Here is a 23,678-nt window from a genome sequence, read left to right on the forward strand (position 1 = left end):
AATGACTATGTAATAAGGAAGATATTTGAATTAGACGAATGGTTGGCGTCAACCTAGGATCTCTCCCCACAACGAGAGGAGACACCATGTCCAGTACCCAGCCCGGCGGCGCGCGGCGCATCCTGCGCGGCCTGGAGCACGCCGCCACCAGCCTGGAGCGGGCCCTGGCCAGCGCGCTGTTGGCGGCCGTCGCGATCAATGTGGCCAACGTGGTGGCGCGCTATGTGTTCGGCCGCTCGATCACGGGGGCCGACGAATTGCAGGTCTACCTGATGGCCGCGCTGGCCTTCTTCGGTTCGGCCGTGGCGGCGGTGCGCGGGCAGCATCTGCGCATGGACGTGCTGAACCGCTACTTCCCGGTGGAGCTGCGTCGGTTCCTGTCCGCGATGGAGGCGCTGGCGGCCGTGGCGCTGTGCGGCTTCGTCTGCTTCATCTCGTCGGAATACGCCTGGCGCATCCACCAGATCGGCAGCGTGAGCGAGAACGGACACATCCCGATGTGGATCCCGCATTCACTGGTGGCGGTGGCATTCGCCGCCATGGTGCTCGTCGGCCTGGTCGACGTGGCGCTGCGCATGGCCGGGGGCGGCCTGCGCCGGAGCGAACCGGTGGATGGGGCCGAGGAGGCGTTGTCATGAGTTTCGCGCTGGGTTTTCTCCCCCTTGGCCTGCTCCTTCTGGGCTTTCCCATCTTCCTCGTGCTGCTGGCGTCGGTCAGCGTGGCGCTGCTGTTCTTCATGGATGTGCCGCTCACGGCCCTGCACCAGAATCTTTTCGGCGCCATCGATGCCTATGCGCTGCTGGCGATTCCATTCTTCATCTTCGCCGGCGAATTGATGGGCCGCGGGTCGGTGGCGGACCGGCTGGTGAATTTCGTCAATGCGGGCGTGGGCTCGGTGCGCGGCAGCCTGGCGGTGACCACCGTCGGTTCCTCGGCGCTGTTCGGCGCGATTTCCGGCGTGAGCGCGGCCACGGTCGCGACCATCGGGCGCGCGATGCTGCCCGCGCTGCGGCGCAGCGGCTATCCCGAGAAATTCTCGGCGGGGCTGCTGACGGCGGTGGGCGCCATCGACATCATCATCCCGCCCAGCATCCCGATGATCGTCTACGGCGCGGCCGCGCAGCAGTCGGTTCCCCGGCTGTACGCCGCGGGCGTGTTGCCGGGGCTGCTGCTGGCCGGCATGCTGTGCGCCTATGTCATGTGGTACGCCCGCCGCCATCGCATCGGCGGCGGCGAGCCCTTCTCGTGGTCGGCCTTCGGCCGGGCCGCGGTGCGAGGCCTGGGGGCGCTGGGCGCGCCCGTCATCATCCTGGGCGGGATCTACGGCGGGGTGTTCTCGCCGACCGAGGCGGCCGCCGTGGCCTGCCTGTACGCCATCGTCGTGGCGCGCTACTTCTACCGCGAGCTGTCGTGGCGCGACATTCTCGCCAGCGCCGGCACGACCGCGGTGTTCACCGGGCAGATCCTGATCATCGTGGCCTGCGCCAACGTGTTCGGCTGGCTGCTGACGGTGCACCAGGTTCCCGCCGCGCTGGTGCAATGGCTGACCGACCTGCACCTGCCGGGCTGGTCGCTGCTGCTGGCGATCAACATCCTGTTGCTGGCGGTGGGGTGTTTCATCGATCCGCTGTCCGCCATCCTGTTGCTGTCGCCGTTGCTGATGCCGCTGGTGACCGCCATCGGCGTGGACCCCGTGCACTTCGGAATCATCGTCACGGTGAACCTGTCCATCGGCCTTTTCCATCCCCCCTTCGGCATCAACATCTTCGTCGCCCAAAGCGTGCTCAAGCTGCCGCTCGAAAGCATCTACCGCGGCATCGTGCCGTTCGTCGTCATCTACCTGATCGCGCTGGGGCTGATCACCTATATCCCGGACATATCCCTCTGGGGCATGCGCTTGCTGTTGAACTGACGGCCGTCCGTCGGCCATCCACCACTGGAGACATCACCATGAATCGCCGTCTATGCCTGGCGCATCTGGCCGGCCTGGGAGCGCTCGCGCTCCTGCCCGCCGCCCGCGCGCAGAACCTGGTCATGAAACTCAGCACCACCACGTCCGACGACCTGGGCGTCGACTGGCTGAATGCCTACAAGGTCAACCTGGAGGCGGCCACGCAGAACAAGGTCAAGGGGCAGGTGTATCCGGCCAGCCAGCTCGGCACCGCGCAGCGCACGATCGAAGGCGTGAGCATGGGCACCGTCGAGATGGCGCTGAACGCCTCGGGCATGTACGAGGGCCTGGACGCGCGCTTCGGCGCGCTGGCCGTGCCCGGCGTGTTCGACAGCATCGACCACGGCATGAAAGTGCTGGCCGATCCCGAGGTCAAGGCCAGGCTCGCGTCCATCGCCTCGAAGAAGGGCGTCGAGGTGCTGACCACGCTCGTGCATTCCCAGTGCAGCATCGTTTCGCGCAAGCCCGTCCGCAAGCTGTCGGACCTGGCCGGGCAGAAAATCCGCGTGCCCGGTTCCTCGATCCTGATCGCGCAACTGCGGCAACTGGGCGCCAACCCCGTGTCGATGTCGCTGGGCGAGGTGCTGCCCGCGTTCCAGAACGGTACGCTGGACGGCGTCTATTCCGGCACGCCCATTCCGTCGGCGCTGAAGTACTTCGACGTCGCCAAGTCGCAGACGCTGCTGCCGTCCACCTACATCGCCATCGTCGGGCTGGCCAGTCCCACCTTCCTGAAGTCGGCGGGGCCGCTGGAGCAGCCGCTGCGCCAGGCCGCGCGCAAGACCGATGCCGAGATCGGTCCGCGTGTGCATGCGCGCGTGGCCGAGGCTCGGGCGATCTGGGAGAAGGGCGGCGGCGAGATGGTCGAGCTGTCCTCGGTCGACGCCAAGGCCTACCTGGACGCGGTGATCCCCGCCGCGATGAAGGAACTGTCGGCCGATGCCCGCAAGGACTACGAGGCGCTGCGCGCCGCCGCTGTCCGCCTTAGGCATTGACCCCCCCTACGCCCTGCGGGCGCCCCCCCGGGGGGGCGACGCTGGCGGACCGGCGAAGCCGGATCCGCGGCGTCCTGGAAGGACGGCTCCGGGGATACCGGGCCATGAAAACCGACTGTACTGATTTATCGGAGACGCCATGCGCGCACACGAGATTCCCGCCGGCATCCTGCCGACCCACCGCCAGCTGTTCTATGGGGGAGCCTGGCACGAGCCCCTGGCCGGCGTCTACGCGCCGACCATCAATCCCACGTATGACGAGCACCTGGCCGATGCGCCGGTGGCCGACGCGCGCGACGTCGACGCCGCGGTGCGCGCGGCCCAGGACGCCTTTCCCGCCTGGGCGGCCACGCCGCCGATGGAGCGTGGCCGCACGCTGCGCCGGGCGGCGGACATCCTGCGCGCCCATGCCCGGGAGCTGGCGCTGCTGGATGCGCTGAACAACGGCAATCCGGTGTCCATCCTGGCCAAGGACGCGGACTTCGCGGCCGACAGCCTGGAGTATTTCGCCGGCCTGGCCACCGAGGTCAAGGGCGAGACCCTGCCCATGGGACCCGGCTACCTCGACTACACCGTGCGCGAGCCGCTGGGCGTCGTGGCGCGCATCGTCGCCTACAACCATCCGCTGATGTTCGCCGCCATGCGCCTGGCGGCGCCGCTGGCGGCGGGCAACACGGTGGTGGTGAAGTCGCCCGACCAGGCGCCGCTGTCCATCATCCGGCTGGCCGAACTGATCGGCCACGTCTTCCCCAAGGGGGTGGTCAATTTCCTGTGCGGCAGCCGCGAGTGCGGGCAGGCGCTGGCCGAGCATCCGCTGGTGCGCAAGATCACGCTGATCGGCGGCGTGCCCACGGGCAGGTCCGTCATGAAGACGGCGGCCGACGGCCTGAAGCCGGTGCTGCTGGAGCTGGGCGGCAAGAACGCCTTGATCGCCTACCCCGACGCGGACCTCGACAAGCTGGTGGACGGCATCGTGGGCGGCATGAATTTCACGTGGTCGGGCCAGAGCTGCGGCTCCACCAGCCGCGTCTTCCTGCACGAAAGCATCCATGACGAGGTCCTGGCACGCGTGGCCGAACTGCTGCCCAGGCGGCACCGGCCCGGCATTCCGACGGATCCGGCCACGACCATGGGGTCGCTGGTCAGCCGGGCCCAGTTGGAGAAGGTGCGGGGCTTCGTGCAGTCCGCGCTGGACGAGGGCGGACGGTTGGTGACGGGGGGGCGTCAGCCCGAGGATCCCGCGCTGCGCGACGGGTTCTTCTTCGAACCGACCATCTTCGCCGACATGCGGCCGGACATGCGGCTGGCGCGCGAGGAAGTGTTCGGTCCCATCATGTCGGTGTTCCGCTGGTCCGACGAGGATGCGATGTGGGCCGACGTCAACGCCGTGGATTTCGGCCTGACCGGTTCGATCTGGACCCGCGACCTGGACACCGCGCACCGGGCCGCCCGCCGCATCCACACCGGCTACGTCTGGATCAACAACACCAGCCAGCACTTCATCGGCGCGCCCTTCGGCGGGGTGAAGCAGTCGGGCATCGGGCGCGAGGAATGCTTCGAAGAACTCCTGGAATTCACCTACACCAAGAACGTCAATCTGAAACTGAACTAGTCCCCCCTACGCCCTCCGGGCGCCCCCCCAGGGGGCGGCGCTGGCGGACCGGCGGAGCCGGATCCGCGGCGCCCTGGATCGACATGCGCTGGCGGCTTGGAAAATGACATGAATCACTATGACTACATCATCGTGGGCGCGGGCTCCGCGGGATGCACGCTGGCCTACCGGCTGGGCGCCGACCCGGCGCTGAAGATACTGGTGCTGGAGGCCGGCGGCCCCGACCGTTCGCCCGTGATCCGCATCCCGCTGACCTGGGGCCTGATCCTCAAGCACCGGATGTACGACTGGGGCTATTTCACCGAGCCCGAACCCGGCATGGACGACCGCCGCATCGAGTGCGCGCGCGGCAAGGTGCTGGGCGGCTCGACCTCGATCAACGGCATGGCCTATGCGCGCGGCGCCAGGGAAGACTACGACCACTGGGCGCGCGGCCTGGGGCTGGAAGGGTGGTCCTACGATGACGTGCTGCCGTATTTCCGCCGCAGCGAATCGTGGGAAGAGGGCGCCAGCGACCTGCGTGGCGGCGACGGTCCGCTGACCGTGACGCGCCTGCACTACGAGGACCCGTTGGTGGACGCCTTCCTGCGCGCCACGGATCTGGCCGGCCACGGCCGCAACGACGACTACAACGGCGCCAGCATCGAAGGCTTCGGTCCCATGCAGGCCACCATCCGCCGTGGCCGCCGCTGGAGCGCCGCGTCGGCCTACCTGCGGCCGGCGGTGGCGCGCGGCAACGTCACGGTGTGGACCGGTGCGTTGACCACGAAGGTGCTGATGGAGCAGGGTCGCGCCGTGGGCGTCGAAGTCCTGCGCGGCGGCCGCCGCGAGCAGGTACGGTGCGAACGCGAGGTGCTGCTGGCGGGGGGCGTGATCAATTCGCCGCAACTGCTGATGCTCTCGGGCATAGGCAATGCCGCAGAACTCGGCCGGCACGGCATCGCGGCCCGGGTCGACCTGCCCGGCGTGGGACGCAATCTGCAGGACCACGTGGTGTGCGACGTCCGCTGGCGCCGCAAGCAAACGGGTCCGCTGCACCGTGCGCTGCGCCTGGACCGTATCGGCTTCGATCTGTTGCGTACCTGGATGTTCGGCTCGGGCCTGTCCAGCAAGGTGCCCGCCGCGGCCGTGGGCCTGGTGCGCAGCCATCCCGGGCTGCCGCTGCCCGACCTGCAGTTGCTGCTGGCCGCCGCGCCCATGGACGCCGGTCCACATTTCGGCCCGCTGCTCAAGCCCTATGTCGATGCCTTCGCCATCAAGGGCGTCTTCGTCACGCCCGAGAGCCGGGGCAGCGTCTCGCTGGCGAGCGGCGATCCCACGGCGCCCGCCGTGATCCGCCAGAATTTCCTGTCCACCGACCACGACCGGCGCGCCGTGCGCCAGATGGTGCGCATCATGCGGGCCATCGGCGAACAGCCGCCGCTGGCGCCGTTCCGGGCCGAAGAGCTGGCGCCCGGCCCCGCGGCCACGAGCGACGCCGACATCGATGCTTTCATCCGGCGCACGGCCATCACCCTGCACCACCCGGTGGGCACGTGCAGGATGGGAAGCGATGCGGACCCGGATGCGGTGCTGGATGCACAGTTGCGGGTTCGCGGCGTGGAGGGCCTGCGCGTGGTGGACGGGTCGGCCATGCCGCGCGTGGTGCGGGGGCCGACCAATGCGCCCATCATCATGATGGCGGAGAAGGCGGCCGACCATATCCTGGGCCGGCCGCCAATGGCACGCGACAGGCGCGGGACGCCGGTGTCGCGTCCGCGGCCCGGGCGCCAGACCATCCCGGCCTGACGGACATCAGGCCGCCGCCAGCCGGGGTGCGGGCGGCATCGATTCCCGGCCCGTGAACGCGAAGTCCACCTCGGGCTGGCGGCCGTCGATGATCTCCGCCACCGCGCGGCCTGAGCCGCAGCCGTGCGTCCAGCCCAGGGTGCCGTGGCCGGTGTTCAGGTACAGGCCGCGTACCTTGGAGGCGCCGATATAGGGCACGTTGCCCGGCGTGGCCGGACGCAGGCCGGCCCAATACTGCGCCAGCTCGGGCCGGCTCATGCCGGGAAAGATGTCCAGCGTGCGCTTGACCAGCGCTTCGCAGCGCACCGGATTCAGCGCCAGCCCGTAGCCGTTCAGTTCAGCGGTGCCGGCCACGCGCAGCCGGTCGCCCAGGCGCGAGAACACCAGTTTGTATTCGTCGTCGGTCAGGCTGACCTCGGGCGCCAGCGCGGGGTCGAGCACCGGCAGGGTGGCCGAATAGCCCTTGGCCGGATAGATGGACAAGGGAACGCCCGCCTGCCGCGCCAGTTGCGGGCTGAAGCTGCCCAGCGCCAGCACGTAGGCATCGCCCGTGACCGTTTCGTAGCCGCCGTTTTCGCCGGCGATCTCGACGCCGGTCATGGCTCCTCCCTCGGTGCGCAGCGCCTGCACGCGTACGCCGTAGCGGAAACTGACGCCGCGCTGCGCGCACAGCTCGGCCAGGCGGGTGGTGAACAGATGCACGTCGCCCGATTCGTCGGCGCTGGTGTAGGTGGCGCCCGCCAGGCGGGACGCGATCTGCGCCAGCGCGGGTTCGATGCGCACGACTTCCTCGCGATCGATCACCTGCCGTTCGCAACCCATCTCGCGCATGATGCGGGCCGGCTCGAGCGCGGCGTCGAATTCCTTCTGGCTGGTATAGAAATGCAGGATGCCCCGTTGCAGGTGGTCGTAGCGGATGCCGGTCTCGGCGCGCAGTTCCTGCAGGCTGGCTCGGCTGTAGGTGCCCAGGTTCAGGATCTGGATCATGTTGTGCCGCGATCGCGCCGCGGTGCACTCGCGCAGGAATTGCAGGCCCCACTTCCATTGGTCGGGATCGGCGCGCAGGCGGAACAGCAGCGGGGCGTCCTCGCGGCCGAGCCAGCGCAGGAGCTTCAGCGGGGCGGACGGGTTGGCCCAGGGCTCGGCGTGGCTGACGGAGATCTGGCCGCCGTTGCCGAAGCTGGTTTCGCGCGCGGCGCCCGCGTTGCGTTCCAGGACGACGACCTCGTGCCCGGCCTTGGCGAGGTACCAGGCCGACGTGACGCCAGTGATGCCGGCGCCCATGACGATGACTTTCATTGCAGGCTCTCGCAAAAAAACAGGGGCAAGCGGCAGGTGTCTGCCGCTTGCCCCTACTGTCCTTTTGCCTGAGAGATTCGCGCGCCGATTGGCGCTGCTTGCCCCTTCGGCGGCCACGCCCGTCAGGGGGCGCGACGCTCTCCAGTTGTTTGGTTGCCAGTCTTGTGACCTGAGCGTTTCAGGGGATACGCCTTCGGTAGAAGCGGCAGGCCGCGCCGCTTCGTTCTCCTGGTGCGAGGCAGGATAGCATGGGCTTTCCGCCATTGCCATCCTCGGTATCGCGAGGGTTTCGATCAATGCCGAGCGAGTCTCAGCAGCAGGCTTACGAGTTCGCCCTGCCGATGCGTGCCCGTCTTCGTGAAGAGCGCGCGCAATTGCGTGCGCGCGGTGCTGAGCGCGATGCCCTGGCGCTCGGCATATTCGGACAGGCTCAGCCCTTCCTGCAGTTTGGCTGCCAGGCGCGCCTCGGCCCGGCTGAACTGGAAGAGGTCGGTCACCTTGAGGTTCTGTTGCTCGGGATCGATCACGCTGACCGCGACGAGCGGGCGCTGCAAGGGGTTGTCAGGATGATCCTCGGACAGCGGCGTGACCAGGATGTCCGGGCCGCCGGCGGTGGGGGGCGCGATGCGCGCGGCGCGGCGCGGTCCCGCGTGTCCGGCGGCCTGGAGGATGGCGGTTTCGAGCCGGCTGGCGGGGGCGCGGCGGGGGCGTATCTGGCCGTCGTGTTCGCACAGGGCGCCATCGGGCCGGGCGGCATGCCGTTCGGCCGCGGCATTGCGGTAGGCCACGCGCCGTCCGTCATCGAGCAGCCATAGCGGGGTGGGCAGGCTGTCCAGCAACCGGTCCCGCCGGCCGAGGCCGTCGCGCAGCCCGGCCAACGTGTCGTAGAGCGTGCCGGCGCGCTGCAGGTGGGGCGCGAGGCGTACCAGCAGATCGTCGTGGGAGGCATCGGGCCGCACGCCGATGGCGGTCAGCAGCGCGACATAGACGCAGGAGTCCTGGCCGTCCAGCCGGATCGACGCGCGGTCGTCCATGCCCTGGGCCTGCTGGAATTCCTGGTAGTACGGGTGATGCTGGAGGGTTTCGGCCGGCAATTCGCGGCGGTCGTGGGTCCACTGGCCGTCGTTCGTCGCGGCGATCAGCTCGCGTATTGGATCGATGGCGCCGTAGTGGGCGTTGTAGGCCTGGATGGCGGCGGGGTCGCACCGGGCCGCCAGCGTGACGGTTGCAGCGGTCTCGCCGGGGCGGTGGATGGCGATCGCGCCGAACTGCCTGCCGCTGGCCGCAGCCAGCGCGTCGAGCAGCGCCGGCCAGCGGGTGTTGTCCAGCACGCTTTCGTAGCAGAGTCCGACGAGGACGTCGTAGATTTCCTGAGAGGGGGTAATACCCATTGTGATCGTATGGCCGTTCAATGGTTACATCATGTTACGGGGAATGCGAAGCGGGCAATCACTTCTATTCCCTGGCCACATCAGGAAAACCCTGCGCGCGGATGTCGCAGCCGGCGTGGCTACGCTCCGGGGTACTATCAAAGCATGACCACCAATTCGCTGCATGCGGGGGCCAGGCCCCTGGCTACCCCGGGACCCGCGCTGCGGGTCGAGCGGCTGGACAAGCGCTACGGCGGGCGTGTCATCGTGGACGCGCTGTCCTTCGAGATCGCGCGCGGCGAGTGCTATGGCTTGCTGGGCCCCAACGGCGCCGGCAAGACCACCACCTTGCGGTCCATCCTGGGCCTGACCCCGGTGGATGGCGGCGCGATCAGGCTGCTGGATTACCCGGTGCCGGCGCAGGCGCGCCAGGCCAGGGCGCGCATAGGGGTGGTGCCGCAGATCGACAATCTCGATCCCGATTTCACGGTCGAGGAAAATCTACTCGTGTTCGGCCGCTACTTCGGCCTGGCCGACGCCGAGATCCGCCGGCGCATTCCCGGCCTGCTGGAGTTCGCGTCGCTGGCGTCCAAGCGCACGGCGCGCATCAACGAGCTGTCGGGCGGCATGAAGCGGCGCCTGACGCTGGCGCGGGCGCTGGTCAACGATCCTGACCTGATCGTGATGGATGAGCCCACCACCGGCCTGGACCCGCAGGCGCGCCACCTGATCTGGGAGCGCCTGAAAACGTTGTTGGCGCAGGGCAAGACCATCCTGCTGACCACGCATTTCATGGATGAGGCCGAGCGCCTCTGCGACCGGCTGGGCCTGTTGGACCGGGGCAGGATGATCGCCGAGGGGGCCCCCCAGGACCTGATCGCGCGCCACGTCGAACCCGAGGTGGTGGAAGTGTTCGGGGAAGGCGCCCTCGATTGGCTGGAGCGCCACCGCGCCGTCATGCCGGGCCGCGTCGAGGTCAGTGGCGAGACGGTCTACTGCTACACGGCCGAGCCGGAGCCCGTGCTGGCTCTGCTGCGCGAAGGGGGCCGGGTACGTTATCTGCACCGGCCGGCCAACCTGGAAGACCTGTTCCTGCGGCTGGCCGGCCGCGATCTGAGAGAATGAACCCCCCTGCGCGCTGACGCGCCCCCAGGGGGCGAAGCCGGCGGATCCGCGGTTTCCTGGATTGAGGACTGAGATGAGCGAACAGGCGATGGATGCTCCGCGCCCCGGGGTCTGGGGCCTGCCCCGGCCGGGGCGCGGGTGCGTGCCGGTGTTGCGGCGAAATTTCCTGGTGTGGCGCAAGACGGCGTTGACGACGGTGCTGGGCGATGTCATGGATCCGATGGTGGCGTTGCTGGCGTTGGGCTATGGGCTGGGCAGCCTGCTGCCGGGCATAGAGGGCGTCCCGTACGTGACTTTCCTGGCCGCCGGCTCGATCTGCATGGGCGCGTTGTACGCGGCCACGTTCGAGGCGACCTACAGCGCCTTTTCCCGGCTGCATATCCAGCGTTCGTGGGACGCGATGCTGAATACGCCGCTGTCGCTGGACGACGTGGTATTCGCCGAGATCCTGTGGGCCGCGGCCAAGAGCATGAAAAGCGGGCTGGCGATCCTGCTGGTGGTGGTGGCGCTGGACATTTCGCGCGCCGCCACGCTGTGGTGGATTCCGCTGGTGCTGGTCCTGCTGGGGGTGACCTTCTCCGCCCTGGCGCTGGTCATGTCGGCCCTGGCCAAGGGCTTCGATTTCTTCATGTATTACTTCACGCTGGGCGTGACGCCGATGGTGTTCCTGTCCGGCGTGTTCTTTCCGGTGTCGCAACTGCCCGAGGCGCTGGTGCAGGCGGCCCGGCTGTTGCCGCTGGCTCCGGCCATCGAGCTGGTGAGGCCGCTGGTGCTGGGCCGGATGCCCGACCAGCCCTGGGGGCCGGTGTTTCAACTGGCGCTGACCGCGGCGGTCGCCGTCTGGCTGGCCACCGCGTTGATGCGCCGCCGGCTGTTGCGCTGAAACCATGGAGTCCCCCATGCCATCGCCGTCCGAGGCCGCCCGTGAAGTCGTGCTGGTATTCTGCAACGCCCCCGACGCCGATACCGCCCGGGACATCGCCCGCCGCCTCGTCGAAGACGGTGTGGCCGCCTGTGTGAACGTCGGCGCGCCGGTGTTGTCCATCTACCGGTGGAAGGGGGAGGTGGAGTCCGCCGACGAGATTCCGCTGCTGATCAAGACCACGGCGGCCCGCCAGAGGGCCGTGCAGGAGACGATCGCCCGGCTGCATCCCTACGAGGTGCCCGAGATCATCGCCGTGCCCGTGACCGAAGGATTGCCGGCCTATCTGGATTGGGTCCGGCAGGAAACGAAAAGCTGATGTCCATGTTCCGTTTGCGGGTGGCCTGCCCGCGCATTTTCCGGGTCCTGGCCTGCCTGGCGTGGGTGTGTGCCGTGTTGCTGCCTCGCTTCGCGCCGGCGGCGGATTTCCTGCCGCCGGAGCAGGCCTTCCGCTTCTCCGCGCGTGCCGTGGCGCCCGACGCCATCGAGCTGTCCTGGGCGATCGCGCCGGGCTACTACATGTACCGCGAGCAATTCCGATTCGTCGCGGATCCGCCGGACGTGGCGCTGGGCGAGCCCCAATTGCCGCCCGGGCAGGTCAAGTTCGACCAGACCTTCGACAAGGAGGTCGAGACCTACCGCGACAAGGTGGCGGCGCGCCTGACGATCCCCACCGGCGCGGCGTTCGCGTTGGCGGTGACCAGCCAGGGTTGCGCCGACGCCGGCCTGTGCTATCCGCCGGCCGAGCACAAGGTGCGCATCGCCGCCGCGTCGGCGCCGGGCGGCCTGCCGCAGATCGAGGGCGGGGCGGAGCAGGGCCTGCGGTGGTCGGCCCTCGCCGGCGCGGACGACGTGGGGCTGGCCGGCATGCTGGCCGGCAGCGGCCTGGTCCGCACGGCATTGGTGTTCATGGGCCTGGGGCTGCTGCTGTCGCTCACGCCCTGTGTGCTGCCCATGGTGCCCATCCTGTCGGCCATCGTGGTCGGCGACGCCGCCGCGCATGCCCGGCCGCGCCTGCGGGGCCTGGGCCTCGCGGCGGCCTATGTACTGGGCATGTCGGTGGTGTATACGGCGGTCGGCCTGCTGGCGGCGCTGAGCGGCGTCAGCCTGGCGGCCTCGTTGCAGACGCCCTGGGTACTGGGGGTGTTCGCCGCGCTGCTGGCGGTGCTGGCCCTGGCCATGTTCGACGTGTTCACGTTGCAGTTGCCGGCGAGCTGGCAGACGTCCCTGTCGGACCGGGTCTCGCGCCTGCCCGGCGGCCGCGCCACCGGGGCGGTGGCGATGGGCGCCGTGTCCGCGCTGATCGTCGGGCCCTGCGTCGCCGCGCCGCTGGCGGGCGCGCTGTTGTACGTCTCGCAGACGGGCGACGTGCTGCTGGGGGGCGTCGCCTTGTTCGCGCTGGCCTGGGGCATGGGCGTGCCGCTGCTGGCCGCCGGCGCCTCGGCGGGCGCGCTTCTACCCAAGGCGGGACTCTGGATGGATGGTGTGAAACGCTTCTTCGGCATGCTGCTGCTGGCGGTGGCCTGGTGGATGCTTTGGCCCGTGCTGCCGGGTTGGGTCCAGATGGCGGGCTGGGCGGTGCTGGCCATCCTGGCGGCCACCCTGCTGCACGCCTTCGATGCCTTGCCCGCCGAGGCCGGCACCGGCCGCCGCGTACTCAAGGGCCTGGGTGTCCTGTTCGCGCTGGCCGGCGTCTTGCAGGCCGTGGGCGTGGCAAGCGGCGGCCGCGATCCGCTGCAACCGCTGGGCCACCTTGCCGCGTCGCGCGGCGAAGGCCCGATCCAGGTCCTGGCGCCGCCTGTACAGGGGCCGGCTCCGGTCCAGGGCGCAGGGGAAGGTCTTTGGAGTCCCCCGGGGGGCGGGGCGTCGCGGCCCGGGGCGGGCGCGGCATTCGAGCGTGTGCGCTCGGTGGCCGAGCTCGATGCGCTGCTGGCGGCTTCCGATCGTCCGGTGATGCTGGATTTCTACGCCGACTGGTGCGTGTCGTGCAAGGAGATGGAGGCGCTGACCTTCCCCCGCGCCGACGTCGCGCAGCGGCTGGCCGGCATGCGCCTGGTGCAGGCGGACGTGACCGCCAACAATGCGGACGACCGCGAGTTGCTCAAGCGCTTCAAGCTGTTCGGCCCCCCCGGCATCGTGTTCTTCGCGCCGGGCGGCGCGCCGCTGCCCCAGCGGGTCATCGGCTTCCAGGGCGCGGAGCGTTTCGCCCGGGTGCTGGACGACGTGTTGGCGGCGGCCGCGCGCTGACGAGGCCCGCGGTCAGGCCAGGGTCCGGATCAACTGCACCAGCTCGACCTGCCGCCGGCAGCCGGTTTTCCTGAACAGGCTCTTCAGGTGGCTGCGCGCGGTCTCTGGCGAGATGGCCTGCGCGGCGGCGAATGTCTTGATGGTCTGTCCGGTGGCCAGGGCTTGCGCCAGGCGTGCTTCGGCCGGCGTGATGCCCAGGGCCTGGGTCATGAGCTGCGTGTCCAATGGCAGGCTGTCGGCGGGCCCGGAAAAGATGACCAGGGCCAGCGGCGTATCGCGCAGCCCGGCCAGCACGTGCAGGGTGTCCAGCGGCAGGACGGTGATCCAGTCCGGCGGGAGAGGCCCGCCGGTGGGAAAGAGATCCGCCTTTTTTTCTGCCGAGCAGGCCAGGCTCAGCGCGGCCTGCAGGCGTCGCTGGGTGGACGGGTCCCGCATGCCCAGGATGCCGCCTTTCGCGTTCAGCCACGGCGATGTGCGTATGTACTGTTCGGCGCGGGCGTTGGCGTATTCGACCCGGCCCCGGGCATCGACGACGGCCACGCCCCGCGGCAGTCCGTCCAGCGCGGCGCGGCCCAGCAGCGCCGCGCGTTGCAACTGCATCATGCGCGCGCGCAGCCGTGCCGCGCGGACCATGTCGGGCATGACGATTTCGATCAGAGCACGCTCGTGTTCCCCGTAGGGGCGGTGGTCCGCCGGCCGCATGATGCCCAGGTAGTCGCGTGTCTCGCCGTCGTCGCGCAGCAGCAGACACAGGGTGTGGCGCAGGTCCAGGCCGTGCAGGAAGTCCGAATAGACCGCCGAGCGCGACATCTGCCGGCTGTCCAGGTGTTCGTGGTCGAGGATGAAACTGCCTTCCCGCAGATGGGCGAAAAGCGCCAGCCGTTCGTCGTCCTGGACGTAGTGCTCGGCATATTCGTCGAACTTGTGCAGCGGCGCGGCGTCGCAGATCACGCGGTCCGGCACGCTGCCGTCGCGCAGGTCCACCGTTACCTGGTGGAAGGCCCGGCCGCCGACTTCGGCGGCCAGCAGGCCCAGCCCGGCCTGCCACTGGTCCGGCGCCGCGATGCCTTCATACAGGCGCGCGGCGATCGATCGCGAACGGTCCTGGAGCGAGGAGTGCCCGGCCATGGATCAAAGCCTGTCGGCGGTGTCCGGGTCTTCCTTGCCGGTCCGAAGTCCCGCCTTGCGCGCCAGCGCCTCCGCCACCCGGTAGGGCCGCATTTCCAGGAAACGCCGGGCCGAGAACCAGCTCCACAGCAGCAGCGCCAGCAGCATCATGCCCACCATGATCCACCAGAACGAACCGCTTTCGTGGACGAAGGGCAGGTGATCCACGTTCATGCCGAAGATCCCGGTGATGAGCGTGAGCGGCATGAAGATGACGGTGACCACGGTCAGGATGCGCATGATCTCGTTGGTGCGGTGGGCCGTGGCGGAGAAATGCAGCTGCACCGCGTTCTCGACCGACGATTCCATGCGCCGCGCATGGCTCAGCACGCGATTCACGTGTTCCATGACGTCGTTGATGCGGACCAGCAGCGTATCGCGCCGCTGGTCGAAGGCGCCGGAGCCCCAGGCGTCCTCGCTGCGGTCCATGGCCGCGTCGCGCAGTTCGGACAAGGCGTCGTATTGTTCCTCGCAGATGTTCTCCAGGCGCCGCAGCACGATGCGGGCATCGAGCAGCGCCAGCCAGTTGCGGAAACGGCCGTTGGGGTTGAGCAGCTCGCGCTGCCAGCGATCGAGCTGCAAGGTCAGGGGCTGGCGCAGCGCCAGGTACTTGTCGACCATGCCGTTGAGCAGCCTCAGCATCAGTTCGGCGGGGCCGGACGGCGCGCGGCCCAGCGGGCCGATGCTGCTGGGCGTGCGGTCCCGCCGTCCCTCGGGCGCGACCTCGCCGCGCTGCTCGGCCAGGCGGCGCTTCATTTCCTGGCAGGTGGCGCTGTAGCCGTGGCGGACGGTGATCAGCGCCTGCCCCAGCACGAAGAACGACACCGGCTGCGTGCGCAGGCTGGCCAGCAGCGGGATGCCGAGCTTGCCGTTGGCCGCGGCGGGACGTGGCTCGGCCGCCGGCGCGTCGGTCACGATGCGGCGGAACACCACCATCTCGTAGGTGGCGGTGTTGTCGAAGTACGAAGGGTGGACCGGATTGGCGGCATCCTGCAGGTGCAGGTCGTGCAACTGCACGCCGGTCAGCCGCGCGATGTCGTCGCGCCACGCGTCGGGGTTGGCCGCTAGGTCCTCGGCGCCCGCGTCTATCCACAGGAAGCCCTTGCTGGCGGCCAGTTGCGCCGCGTTGTGTGGACGGGGCCCTCCGTTTTCCGATATCCAGAGGACGTCCATGGCGTCAGCCTTTCAGCTTGCGGGCCGCGTCGAGCGCGAAATAGGTCAGGATGCCGTCGGCGCCGGCGCGCTTGAACGCCAGCAGGGCTTCCATGACGACCTTGTCCTCGTCCAGCCAGCCGTTGGCGCCGGCCGCCTTGATCATCGCGTATTCGCCGCTGACCTGATAGGCGAAGGTGGGGACGCGGAAGGTATCCTTGACCCGCCGCAGCACGTCCAGGTAGGGCATGCCGGGCTTGACCATGACCATGTCCGCGCCTTCGCGCAGGTCCAGCGCGACTTCGCGCAGGGCCTCGTCGATGTTGCCCGGATCCATCTGGTAGGCGGCCTTGTTCGACTTGCCCAGGTTCGAGGCGGAGCCGACGGCATCGCGGAAGGGGCCGTAGAACGCGCTGGCGTACTTGGCCGAGTAGGCCATGATGCGGGTGTGGATGTGGCCGCGTGCCTCCAGCGCCTGGCGGATGGCGCCGATGCGGCCGTCCATCATGTCGCTGGGCGCGACGATGTCCACGCCGGCTTCGGCCTGCACCAGGGCCTGCTGGACCAGGATCTCGACCGTGGGCTCGTTCTGTACGTAGCCGGCCTCGTCGATCAGTCCGTCCTGTCCGTGGCTGGTGTAGGGGTCGAGCGCGACATCGGTCAGGATGCCCAGCTCGGGCAGACGCTTCTTGAGCTCGGCCACCACGCGCGGGACCAGGCCGTCGGGCCGCGTCGCGGCGATGCCGTCCGGCGTCTTCAGTTCCGGCGCGATCACGGGGAACAGCGCCAGGACCGGGATCCCGAGTTCGACGCATTCCTCGGCCACCGGTAGCAGGGTATCCAGGCTGTAACGCTCGACGCCGGGCAGCGACGGCACCGGCTGGCGCAGCCCCTTGCCTTCGGCCACGAACACGGGATAGATGAGGTCGTCGGCGGACAGCCGGCTCTCGCGCACCAGGCGGCGGGTGAAATCGTCGCGCCGCAGGCGTCGGGGCCGTCCGGCGGGAAAGTCGGCGAATACTTCGTGTTGGCTCATTGTGGTTTCCGTCCTGTCAATGCTGCGCGGCGGGGGACGGACCCCCGGGCCATCGCAAGATACCATCGCGCCCCCGCAGGCGTCATGCGGCGACCTGGGGCATCAGCCAGCCCTCGATGTAGGCGGCCGCTTCTTCCAGGCCGAGGCGATGGGTCGAAGAAAACGGCACGGTGTGCAGCGCGCCGATGGCGGCGAGTTCTTTCTTGACGGCGAACTGGGCCTTGATGCGCTGGCCGTAGGGGAATTTGTCGGCCTTGGTCAGCAGGGCCAGCACCGGCTTGCCGGAAGGAGCGATCCAGTCGATCAGGTTGCGGTCCAGGTCGGTCACGCCGCGGCGGATGTCCACCAGCAGCACGATGCCGGCCAGCGAGGGCCGGTCGCGCAGGTAGCCACCCAGCACCTGGGCCCACTGCGAGCGGTCTTCCCTGGCCACCGAGGCATAGCCGTAGCCGGGCAGGTCGACCAGGAATCCCAGGTCGCGCTCGGGGTCGAGCGGGTCGGGAAGGCCGAACATGTTGATCAGCCGGGTGCGGCCCGGCGTCTTGCTGGAGAAGGCCAGGCGCCGCTGCTGGGTCAGCACGTTGATCGCCGACGACTTGCCGGCGTTGGAGCGGCCGACGAAGCAGACTTCCGGCGCCCCGGGCGGGGGCAACTGGTCGAGCCGGGCGGCGGACGTCGTGAAATGAGCGCGATGGAGAATGGACACTGGGCGTCGCCGCGCGGCGAAGTTGGACAATAACCCCCTATTGTACGGCCCGCCCCGCGGCGGCCCGCCGGTCAGCCGACCCGCTTGAGATCTTTCTTGAACAACTGCTGCCGCTTCACGTAGCTCTCCACGCCGGCGCGGATGCGGGCGATGTCCTCGTCCGTGAGCTGGCGCACGACCTTGGCCGGGGCGCCCAGGATCAGCGAGCGGTCGGGAAATTCCTTGCCTTCGGTGACGATGGCGCCCGCGCCCACCAGGCAGTTCTTGCCGATGACCGCGCGGTTCAGCACCACGGCCTGGATGCCGATCAGCGAGCCGTCGCCGATGGTGCAGCCGTGCAGCATGGCCTGGTGCCCGACCGTCACGTAGTCGCCGATGGTGAGCTTGAGGCCCGGGTCGGTGTGCAGCACCGCGCCTTCCTGGACATTGCTGGATTCGCCCAGGACGATGTCGTCGTTGTCGGCGCGGATGACCGCGCCCGGCCAGACGCTGGCGTTCTCGCCCAGCCTGGCCCTGCCGATGACGGCGGCTTCCTCGGCCACGTAGGCCGAGTCCGGAATGTGGGGCGCGTGGGCGCCGAGCTGGTAGACAGCCATGGTGGTCTTTCCCGAATAGTTTTCTATGGACTACGTTGTAGTTGCTATAATAAGCGGTTACTTAGCATCGGAAAGCAGCGCCGGGTGGCGCGCTTTCGGTGGCAAGAGTTTGCAGTAGAACAAAACTCGCAGTAGAAGAACGATCACCTCCGGCGCGAGCCGGGTCGAATCGATAACGGGGTAGGTGGGCCCCGCGGAGACACCTGCAAGGAGAATTCTTGCCGCATGCCGGCAGGAGCAGCAGGAGCAGGGCATCCGTGAGTCGCGTATCCGTAGCCTGATTGTGGAATTTAGGTCGAGGTTTTCATGAAGCGTGTGCTGTCCCTGATGCTTGTCGCGAGCGGTGCAATGTTGGGTGCGACGGTGGCCCTGCCGTCCCTGGCCGCCGATGCCCAACCCCGTCCCAAGGTCGATGCGGCCAAGGGCGAGCAGTTGTTCGCCAATGGCGACGCGTCCCGCAACATCATTTCCTGTGCCAGTTGCCATGGCCCCGGCGGCAACAGCGCCGGCGCGGCCAATCCCAAGCTGGCTGGCCAGCACCCCGATTACATCTACAAGCAGCTCGCCAACTTCAAGGTCAAGGAAGGCGCCAAGACGCCCGAGCGCGTCAATGCCGTCATGAATGTCAACGTCGCCGGCCTGACCGACGAGGACATGCGCAACATCTCGGCCTATCTCGGCGCCCAGACCCTGAAGCCCGCCGTGGCCAAGAGCAAGGACACCGTCGAGCTGGGCCAGCGCATCTTCCGCGCCGGCATCGCCAGCAAGGGCGTTCCGGCCTGCGCCTCCTGCCACAGCCCCAACGGCGCCGGCATCCCTTCGCAATACCCGCGCGTGGGCGGCCAGTTCGGCGAATACACCGAGGCCCAACTGGTGGCCTTCCGCAGCGGCGCGAGGCACAATAACGTGCCGATGGCGCAGATCGCGAACAAGATGACCGACGCCGAAATCAAGGCCGTGGCCGACTACATCGCTGGCCTGCGCTGATCGCCGGCGCCCGGAACCACTGCTGTCGATCATGGTCACTGAAGGGGCGGATCTTCCGCCCCTTTTGCATCGCCGGGCCGCCCCAGGATGGAAAATGGTCCCTCGGGGGGCAGCGCCGCCGCGCAGCGGCAAGCGTGGGGGCCTTTCTTTGCATTCCTTGACAGGCGTCCTCCGGCAACCGACCTGTCAGAACCGAGGCCCGCAGCACCCATCATGACCATTGCCACACCTTCCGCTTCCCGCCCTGCTTCGCGCGGTCTCGGCACCGACCTGCTCGAATTGCTGGCCTCGATGCGGTTCGCCGTCAGCCTGCTGGTCTTCATCTGCCTGGCCAGCATCGTCGGCACGGTGCTGGTACAGAACCAGCCGTCGAACAACTACGTCAACCAGTTCGGACCGTTCTGGTTCGAGGTGTTCGAGACCTTCTCGCTCTATCACGTCTATAACGCGTGGTGGTTCCTGCTCATCATGGGATTCCTGGTGGTCTCCACCAGTCTCTGCATCATCCGCACCGCGCCCAAGATGGTGCGCGACATGCGCTCGTTCCGCGAGCACGTGCGCGAGAACAGCCTGCGGTCGTTCCATCACCGTGCCGAGTTCGTGTCGACCGATGCGCCGTCCCAGGTGGCCGGCGCGCTGGCCGGGCTGCTCAAGCGCCAGGGCTATGCCGTGCGCACCCGGGCCGAGGGCCCGGCCACCCTGCTGGCGGCCAAGCGGGGCAGCGGCAACCGGCTGGGCTATATCTTCGCCCATACGGCCATCGTCATCGTCTGCATCGGCGGCTTGCTCGACAGCGAGCTGCCGATACGACTCCAGATCTGGCTGGCCGGCAAGAAGCCCCTGTTCGAGAACATGGCCATCGCCGACGTGCCCGCTTCCGGGCGCCTGGGCCTCGGCAACCCCAGCTTCCGCAGCAGCGTGCTGGTGCCCGAGGGCGGCAAGGCCCGCAACGGCATCGTCATGGTGGACGACGGCGCGCTGGTCCAGCCCTTGCCGTTCACGCTGGAGCTGAAGAAGTTCATCGTCGAATACTATTCCACCGGCATGCCGCGCCTGTTCGCGAGCGAGGTCGAGGTCACCGACAACGAGACAGGCGAGCATTTCCCCGCCACCATCAAGGTCAATGAGCCGCTGCGCTACAAGGGCGTGACGGTCTATCAATCGAGTTTCGACGACGGCGGCAGTTCGTTGGACCTGACCGGCTATGCCCTGCGCGGCGGCCAGCCCTATACTTTTCCGGTGTCGGGCAAGGTAGGGGGCACGGCGCAGCTGGTGGCAGATGGCGCCCCGGACAGCGACGCGCTGAAGGACCTGACCGTCGAATTCAGCGGTTTCCGCCCCATCAACGTCGAAAACTTCGCCAACGGCCGCGTGGGCGCGGCCGAGCCCAAGGCGCTGCGCGAACATGTGGCGGCGGTATCCGGCAGCGCCGCGCGCGTGGGCCAGAATCAGGATTTCCGCAACGTCGGCCCCAGCGTGCAATACAAGCTGCGCGACGCCAGCGGCCAGGCACACGAATTCCACAACTACATGCTGCCGGTCGAAGTCGACGGCGTGGGGGTCTTCCTGTCCGGGGTGCGCACCAATCCCGACGAGGATTTCCGCTATGTGCGCATGCCGGCCGACGCCGACAACTCCCTGAAGGAATTCATGGGGCTGCGCGCGATCCTGCAGGATCCGCAGGCCCGCGCGCAGGCCGCGCGCCGGTTCGCCCACGCCAACCGGCTGGCCTCGGGCGGCGCCGCCGACGGTGAGCTGACCGCCCAGTTGCAGGCCTCGGCCGAGCGGGCCCTGGACACTTTCGCGGACGGCGGCCTGCAATCCATCGCCCGCTTCCTGGAAACCAACGTCTCGTCCGGCGAGCAGCAGCGCGCGGCCGATGTCGTGGTCAAGCTGCTGGGCGGCGCGATGGGCGAGCTGCGCGCGGTCGAGCGCGAGCGTGCCGGGCTGCCCCCGCTGCCGACCGGCGGGCCCGAAGCTGCCGCGGCCGCGGCCTGGACCCAGGCCGCCGTGGGGGCGATGTCGGACCTGTTCCTGTATCCGGCGCCGGTCGTGCTGAGCCTGAAGGATTTCCATCACGTCCAGGCCAGCGTGTTCCAATTGAGCCGGACCCCCGGTAAAAATGCGGTATACCTGGGCTGCGTGCTGCTCATCCTGGGCGTGTTCTCGATGTTCTACATCCGCGAGCGCCGCGTCTGGATGTGGGTCAAACCGGGACAGGACGGGCAGGGCGCGCAGACCTTGATGGCCATGACCTCCCAGCGGCGCACGCTGGATTTCAACCAGGAATTCGAACGGCTCAAGGCGGATATCGCCGCCTTGCCGCCGCAGCAGAAAGGGTAGCTAAATGGAACTGACCTCATCCGCCCGCGACGGCGCCGGGCGGGCTTCCCGCCGGGGCATGGACGGCCCCCGGGGGCTCGACTGGACCGACATCGCCTTTGCCGTGCTGCTGGCGGCGGGCGCCGCCTTCGCGTTCCAGCGGGTGGGCGGGATCATGACCTACTACGACAAGGCCATCCTGGCCGGCGCGGCGGTCGTGCTGGCCTGGCTGGCCTGGCTGTGGCGGCCGCTGCGCGCGCTGATGATCGCGGCGGCCATCAGCGGCGGCCTGGCCGTCACCCTTTACCAGGGCGATCTGGCGCGGGCCGACCAGGCCTTCCTTCTCAAGTACCTGCTGTCCTCGCAGTCCGCCATCCTGTGGATGTGCGCGCTGTTCGTCATCGCCACCGCGTGTTACTGGATAGGCCTGATCGCCCGCAGCGGCACGGCCGCCTGGCTGGGGACGGCGCTGACCTGGAGCGCGGTGTTCGCCGGCCTGACGGGCCTGCTGGTACGCTGGCACGAAAGCTATCTGCTCAGCCCGGACATCGGTTACATCCCGGTCAGCAACCTCTACGAAGTCTTCATCCTCTTCTCGCTGATCACGGCGCTGTTCTACCTGTACTACGAGCGCAAATACGACACACGCAGCCTGGGCGGTTTCGTGCTGCTGGTCATCGCCTCGGCCGTCGCTTTCCTGATCTGGTACACCTTCGACCGCGGCGCGCAGCAGATCCAGCCGCTGGTGCCGGCCTTGCAAAGCTGGTGGATGAAACTGCACGTGCCGGCCAATTTCATCGGCTATGGCACGTTCTCGCTGGCTGCCATGGTCGCTTTCGCCTATCTGGTCAAGGCCCACGGCAAGACTTCTTCGTGGGTGAAACTGGCTCCCTTGTTCGTCCTGGGCGTGCTGCTGGCGGTCGAGCCCCTGATCTTCCGCCAGACTGGCATGCCGGCCTACTGGATGACCTACGCCGGCATCGCGGCGATGATCGTCGGCGGCATCCTGCTGGGCCGCCGCCAGCTTGCCGAGCGCCTGCCCGCGCTCGAGGTGCTGGACGACATCATGTACAAGGCCATCGCCGTGGGCTTCGCGTTCTTCACCGTCGCCACGGTGCTGGGCGCGCTGTGGGCGGCCGATGCCTGGGGCGCCTACTGGCAGTGGGATCCCAAGGAAACCTGGGCGCTGATCGTCTGGCTCAACTATGCGGCCTGGCTGCACATGCGGCTGATCAAGGGCCTGCGCGGCAACGCCGCCGCCTACTGGGCCCTGGTGGGCCTGCTGGTGACGGGTTTTGCCTTCCTGGGCGTGAACATGTTCCTGTCGGGCCTGCATTCCTACGGAGAGCTGTAGCCCCCCTTGAATCTTTTTCGGCAAGGCGTGTCTATACTCGACGATGCCGCGGCTGCGGCAGGAGTACGGACTGGAGACCGTCATGCTGATACGCAGGCCTTCCGATGTTTTGCCTTCCGAGATCACGCCGGAAGCGGTCTATCGCGACCGGCGGCGGTTGATGCTGCAGGCGGGGCTGGCCGCCTCGGCGATGGGGCTGGCGGGGTGGGCCGACCGGCAGGCGTTCGCGCAGACGACCGGCGTGAAGCTGGCGGCGCAGCGTAACGGCGCTTTCGTGGTGATGGACAAGCCGACCTCGCAGAAGGACGTCACCACCTACAACAATTTCTACGAATTCGGCACCGACAAGGGCGATCCATCGGACTATGCGGGGCGCTTCCGCACCTCGCCCTGGACCATCGCGATCGAGGGCGAGGTCAAGAAGCCGCAGGTGCTGTCCCTGGACGACCTGCGCAAGCTGGCCCCGCTGGAAGAGCGGGTCTACCGGCTGCGCTGCGTCGAAGGCTGGTCCATGGTGATTCCCTGGACCGGATATTCGCTGGCGGCGCTGATCCGCCGGGTCGAACCCACCGGCAACGCCCGCTTCGTCGAGTTCGTCACCGCCGTGCAGCCCGACACCATGCCCGGCCTGCGCACGCGCGTGCTCGACTGGCCCTATGTCGAGGCGCTGCGCATGGACGAGGCCATGCAGCCCCTGACCCTGCTTACCTTCGGCGTCTATGGCGAAACCCTGCCCAACCAGAACGGCGCGCCGGTGCGGGTGGTGGTGCCCTGGAAATACGGTTTCAAGTCGGGCAAGTCGCTGGTGAAGATACGCTTCGTGGAAAAGCAGCCCGTCACCAGCTGGGTCAAGGCCGCGCCGCAGGAATACGGCTTCTACGCCAACGTGAATCCCAACGTGCCCCATCCGCGCTGGAGCCAGGCCTCCGAGCGGCGCATCGGCGAGGACGGCCTGTTCTCGCCCAAGCGCAAGACCTTGATGTTCAACGGCTACGGCGACCAGGTCGCCAGTCTGTACGCCGGCATGGACCTGGCCCGCGATTACTGAG

The 23,678-nt window shown here is 68.4% G+C and carries 20 protein-coding genes and 1 riboswitch; of the genes, 13 read left to right on the forward strand and 7 right to left on the reverse strand.

What is annotated here, in order from left to right; all coding sequences use genetic code 11:
- The first annotated feature begins 86 nt into the window (after positions 1-86).
- The 5 genes from AC1Q6E_RS25835 to AC1Q6E_RS25855 all read left to right on the forward strand — a co-directional run bounded on the left by AC1Q6E_RS25835 (position 87) and on the right by AC1Q6E_RS25855 (position 6,346).
- Positions 87-638, forward strand: a complete 552-nt coding sequence (locus tag AC1Q6E_RS25835; protein ID WP_492573805.1) for a TRAP transporter small permease — start codon at positions 87-89, stop codon at positions 636-638.
- Positions 635-1,912 (forward strand): TRAP transporter large permease, encoded by a 1,278-nt coding sequence (locus AC1Q6E_RS25840; RefSeq protein ID WP_152792795.1) that lies wholly within the window; start codon positions 635-637, stop codon positions 1,910-1,912. Before AC1Q6E_RS25835 ends, AC1Q6E_RS25840 begins: the two co-directional genes overlap by 4 nt.
- 38 nt (positions 1,913-1,950) lie before the next feature.
- Positions 1,951-2,946 carry a TRAP transporter substrate-binding protein gene (locus AC1Q6E_RS25845; RefSeq protein ID WP_152792796.1) on the forward strand — a complete coding sequence of 332 codons (996 nt, stop codon included), beginning with the start codon at positions 1,951-1,953 and terminating at the stop codon, positions 2,944-2,946.
- 139 nt (positions 2,947-3,085) lie between these two features.
- Positions 3,086-4,558: an aldehyde dehydrogenase family protein gene (locus tag AC1Q6E_RS25850; protein WP_492573806.1), complete on the forward strand. Its 1,473-nt coding sequence runs from the start codon at positions 3,086-3,088 to the stop codon at positions 4,556-4,558.
- Positions 4,559-4,666: 108 nt separating this feature from the next.
- Entirely contained in the window at positions 4,667-6,346 is a 1,680-nt protein-coding gene (locus tag AC1Q6E_RS25855) for a GMC family oxidoreductase (protein WP_152792798.1), read from the forward strand.
- Between the two features lie 6 nt (positions 6,347-6,352).
- Here the strand turns inward: AC1Q6E_RS25855 and AC1Q6E_RS25860 are convergent, their stop codons facing one another.
- The gene (locus AC1Q6E_RS25860) at positions 6,353-7,645 is read right to left on the reverse strand and encodes a D-amino acid dehydrogenase (RefSeq protein WP_152792799.1); all 1,293 of its coding nucleotides are present in this window, start codon (positions 7,643-7,645) and stop codon (positions 6,353-6,355) included.
- Between the two features lie 46 nt (positions 7,646-7,691).
- Positions 7,692-7,800, reverse strand: a riboswitch (glycine riboswitch).
- 138 nt (positions 7,801-7,938) lie between these two features.
- Complete coding sequence (locus tag AC1Q6E_RS25865; protein WP_492573807.1) at positions 7,939-9,036, reverse strand: helix-turn-helix transcriptional regulator; 1,098 nt, start codon at positions 9,034-9,036, stop codon at positions 7,939-7,941.
- A 144-nt stretch (positions 9,037-9,180) separates the two neighbouring features.
- Here AC1Q6E_RS25865 and AC1Q6E_RS25870 point away from each other — a divergent pair, with 144 nt between their 5' ends.
- From AC1Q6E_RS25870 to dsbD, 4 genes are all read left to right on the forward strand, one after another.
- On the forward strand, positions 9,181-10,140 hold the full coding sequence (locus AC1Q6E_RS25870) for an ATP-binding cassette domain-containing protein (RefSeq protein WP_152792801.1): 960 nt from the start codon (positions 9,181-9,183) through the stop codon (positions 10,138-10,140).
- A 73-nt stretch (positions 10,141-10,213) separates the two neighbouring features.
- Complete coding sequence (locus AC1Q6E_RS25875) at positions 10,214-11,023, forward strand: ABC transporter permease (protein ID WP_492573808.1); 810 nt, start codon at positions 10,214-10,216, stop codon at positions 11,021-11,023.
- Positions 11,024-11,039: 16 nt separating this feature from the next.
- The gene (gene cutA / locus AC1Q6E_RS25880; RefSeq protein WP_152792802.1) at positions 11,040-11,381 is read left to right on the forward strand and encodes a divalent-cation tolerance protein CutA; all 342 of its coding nucleotides are present in this window, start codon (positions 11,040-11,042) and stop codon (positions 11,379-11,381) included.
- Positions 11,381-13,309, forward strand: a complete 1,929-nt coding sequence (dsbD, locus tag AC1Q6E_RS25885) for a protein-disulfide reductase DsbD (protein ID WP_492573809.1) — start codon at positions 11,381-11,383, stop codon at positions 13,307-13,309. The genes cutA and dsbD overlap by 1 nt, the downstream gene beginning before the upstream one ends.
- 12 nt (positions 13,310-13,321) lie before the next feature.
- Here dsbD and AC1Q6E_RS25890 read toward each other — a convergent pair whose 3' ends face one another.
- From AC1Q6E_RS25890 to AC1Q6E_RS25910, 5 genes are all read right to left on the reverse strand, one after another.
- The gene (locus tag AC1Q6E_RS25890) at positions 13,322-14,437 is read right to left on the reverse strand and encodes a PAS domain-containing protein (protein ID WP_152793621.1); all 1,116 of its coding nucleotides are present in this window, start codon (positions 14,435-14,437) and stop codon (positions 13,322-13,324) included.
- A gap of 3 nt (positions 14,438-14,440) precedes the next feature.
- Positions 14,441-15,649 (reverse strand): magnesium transporter CorA family protein, encoded by a 1,209-nt coding sequence (locus AC1Q6E_RS25895; protein WP_152793620.1) that lies wholly within the window; start codon positions 15,647-15,649, stop codon positions 14,441-14,443.
- A 4-nt stretch (positions 15,650-15,653) separates the two neighbouring features.
- Positions 15,654-16,664, reverse strand: coding sequence for a porphobilinogen synthase (hemB, locus tag AC1Q6E_RS25900; protein WP_152793619.1), 1,011 nt, complete (start codon positions 16,662-16,664; stop codon positions 15,654-15,656).
- Positions 16,665-16,746: 82 nt separating this feature from the next.
- Positions 16,747-17,370, reverse strand: a complete 624-nt coding sequence (gene yihA / locus AC1Q6E_RS25905; protein WP_296558265.1) for a ribosome biogenesis GTP-binding protein YihA/YsxC — start codon at positions 17,368-17,370, stop codon at positions 16,747-16,749.
- Positions 17,371-17,441: 71 nt separating this feature from the next.
- Entirely contained in the window at positions 17,442-17,966 is a 525-nt protein-coding gene (locus tag AC1Q6E_RS25910) for a gamma carbonic anhydrase family protein (RefSeq protein ID WP_152793617.1), read from the reverse strand.
- 306 nt (positions 17,967-18,272) lie between these two features.
- Here AC1Q6E_RS25910 and AC1Q6E_RS25915 point away from each other — a divergent pair, with 306 nt between their 5' ends.
- The 4 genes from AC1Q6E_RS25915 to msrP all read left to right on the forward strand — a co-directional run bounded on the left by AC1Q6E_RS25915 (position 18,273) and on the right by msrP (position 23,677).
- Positions 18,273-18,953, forward strand: a complete 681-nt coding sequence (locus AC1Q6E_RS25915) for a c-type cytochrome (protein WP_152793616.1) — start codon at positions 18,273-18,275, stop codon at positions 18,951-18,953.
- 210 nt (positions 18,954-19,163) lie between these two features.
- Positions 19,164-21,296, forward strand: a complete 2,133-nt coding sequence (locus AC1Q6E_RS25920; protein WP_492573830.1) for a cytochrome c biogenesis protein ResB — start codon at positions 19,164-19,166, stop codon at positions 21,294-21,296.
- 58 nt (positions 21,297-21,354) lie between these two features.
- Positions 21,355-22,629 (forward strand): c-type cytochrome biogenesis protein CcsB, encoded by a 1,275-nt coding sequence (ccsB, locus tag AC1Q6E_RS25925; RefSeq protein WP_492573831.1) that lies wholly within the window; start codon positions 21,355-21,357, stop codon positions 22,627-22,629.
- An 82-nt stretch (positions 22,630-22,711) separates the two neighbouring features.
- Positions 22,712-23,677 carry a protein-methionine-sulfoxide reductase catalytic subunit MsrP gene (gene msrP, locus AC1Q6E_RS25930; RefSeq protein ID WP_152793614.1) on the forward strand — a complete coding sequence of 322 codons (966 nt, stop codon included), beginning with the start codon at positions 22,712-22,714 and terminating at the stop codon, positions 23,675-23,677.
- Position 23,678: the final 1 nt, after the last annotated feature.

The organism is Pigmentiphaga sp. MLSB6-MA01 (assembly GCF_058793475.1).

Coding starts and splice junctions, on each gene's coding strand:
- AC1Q6E_RS25835 (WP_492573805.1), top strand. CDS start 87: ATGTCCAGTACCCAGCCCGGCGGCGCGCGGCGCATCCTGCGCGGCCTG.
- AC1Q6E_RS25840 (WP_152792795.1), top strand. CDS start 635: ATGAGTTTCGCGCTGGGTTTTCTCCCCCTTGGCCTGCTCCTTCTGGGC.
- AC1Q6E_RS25845 (WP_152792796.1), top strand. CDS start 1,951: ATGAATCGCCGTCTATGCCTGGCGCATCTGGCCGGCCTGGGAGCGCTC.
- AC1Q6E_RS25850 (WP_492573806.1), top strand. CDS start 3,086: ATGCGCGCACACGAGATTCCCGCCGGCATCCTGCCGACCCACCGCCAG.
- AC1Q6E_RS25855 (WP_152792798.1), top strand. CDS start 4,667: ATGAATCACTATGACTACATCATCGTGGGCGCGGGCTCCGCGGGATGC.
- AC1Q6E_RS25860 (WP_152792799.1), bottom strand. CDS start 7,645: ATGAAAGTCATCGTCATGGGCGCCGGCATCACTGGCGTCACGTCGGCC.
- AC1Q6E_RS25865 (WP_492573807.1), bottom strand. CDS start 9,036: ATGGGTATTACCCCCTCTCAGGAAATCTACGACGTCCTCGTCGGACTC.
- AC1Q6E_RS25870 (WP_152792801.1), top strand. CDS start 9,181: ATGACCACCAATTCGCTGCATGCGGGGGCCAGGCCCCTGGCTACCCCG.
- AC1Q6E_RS25875 (WP_492573808.1), top strand. CDS start 10,214: ATGAGCGAACAGGCGATGGATGCTCCGCGCCCCGGGGTCTGGGGCCTG.
- cutA (WP_152792802.1), top strand. CDS start 11,040: ATGCCATCGCCGTCCGAGGCCGCCCGTGAAGTCGTGCTGGTATTCTGC.
- dsbD (WP_492573809.1), top strand. CDS start 11,381: ATGTCCATGTTCCGTTTGCGGGTGGCCTGCCCGCGCATTTTCCGGGTC.
- AC1Q6E_RS25890 (WP_152793621.1), bottom strand. CDS start 14,437: ATGGCCGGGCACTCCTCGCTCCAGGACCGTTCGCGATCGATCGCCGCG.
- AC1Q6E_RS25895 (WP_152793620.1), bottom strand. CDS start 15,649: ATGGACGTCCTCTGGATATCGGAAAACGGAGGGCCCCGTCCACACAAC.
- hemB (WP_152793619.1), bottom strand. CDS start 16,664: ATGAGCCAACACGAAGTATTCGCCGACTTTCCCGCCGGACGGCCCCGA.
- AC1Q6E_RS25910 (WP_152793617.1), bottom strand. CDS start 17,966: ATGGCTGTCTACCAGCTCGGCGCCCACGCGCCCCACATTCCGGACTCG.
- AC1Q6E_RS25915 (WP_152793616.1), top strand. CDS start 18,273: ATGAAGCGTGTGCTGTCCCTGATGCTTGTCGCGAGCGGTGCAATGTTG.
- ccsB (WP_492573831.1), top strand. CDS start 21,355: ATGGACGGCCCCCGGGGGCTCGACTGGACCGACATCGCCTTTGCCGTG.
- msrP (WP_152793614.1), top strand. CDS start 22,712: ATGCTGATACGCAGGCCTTCCGATGTTTTGCCTTCCGAGATCACGCCG.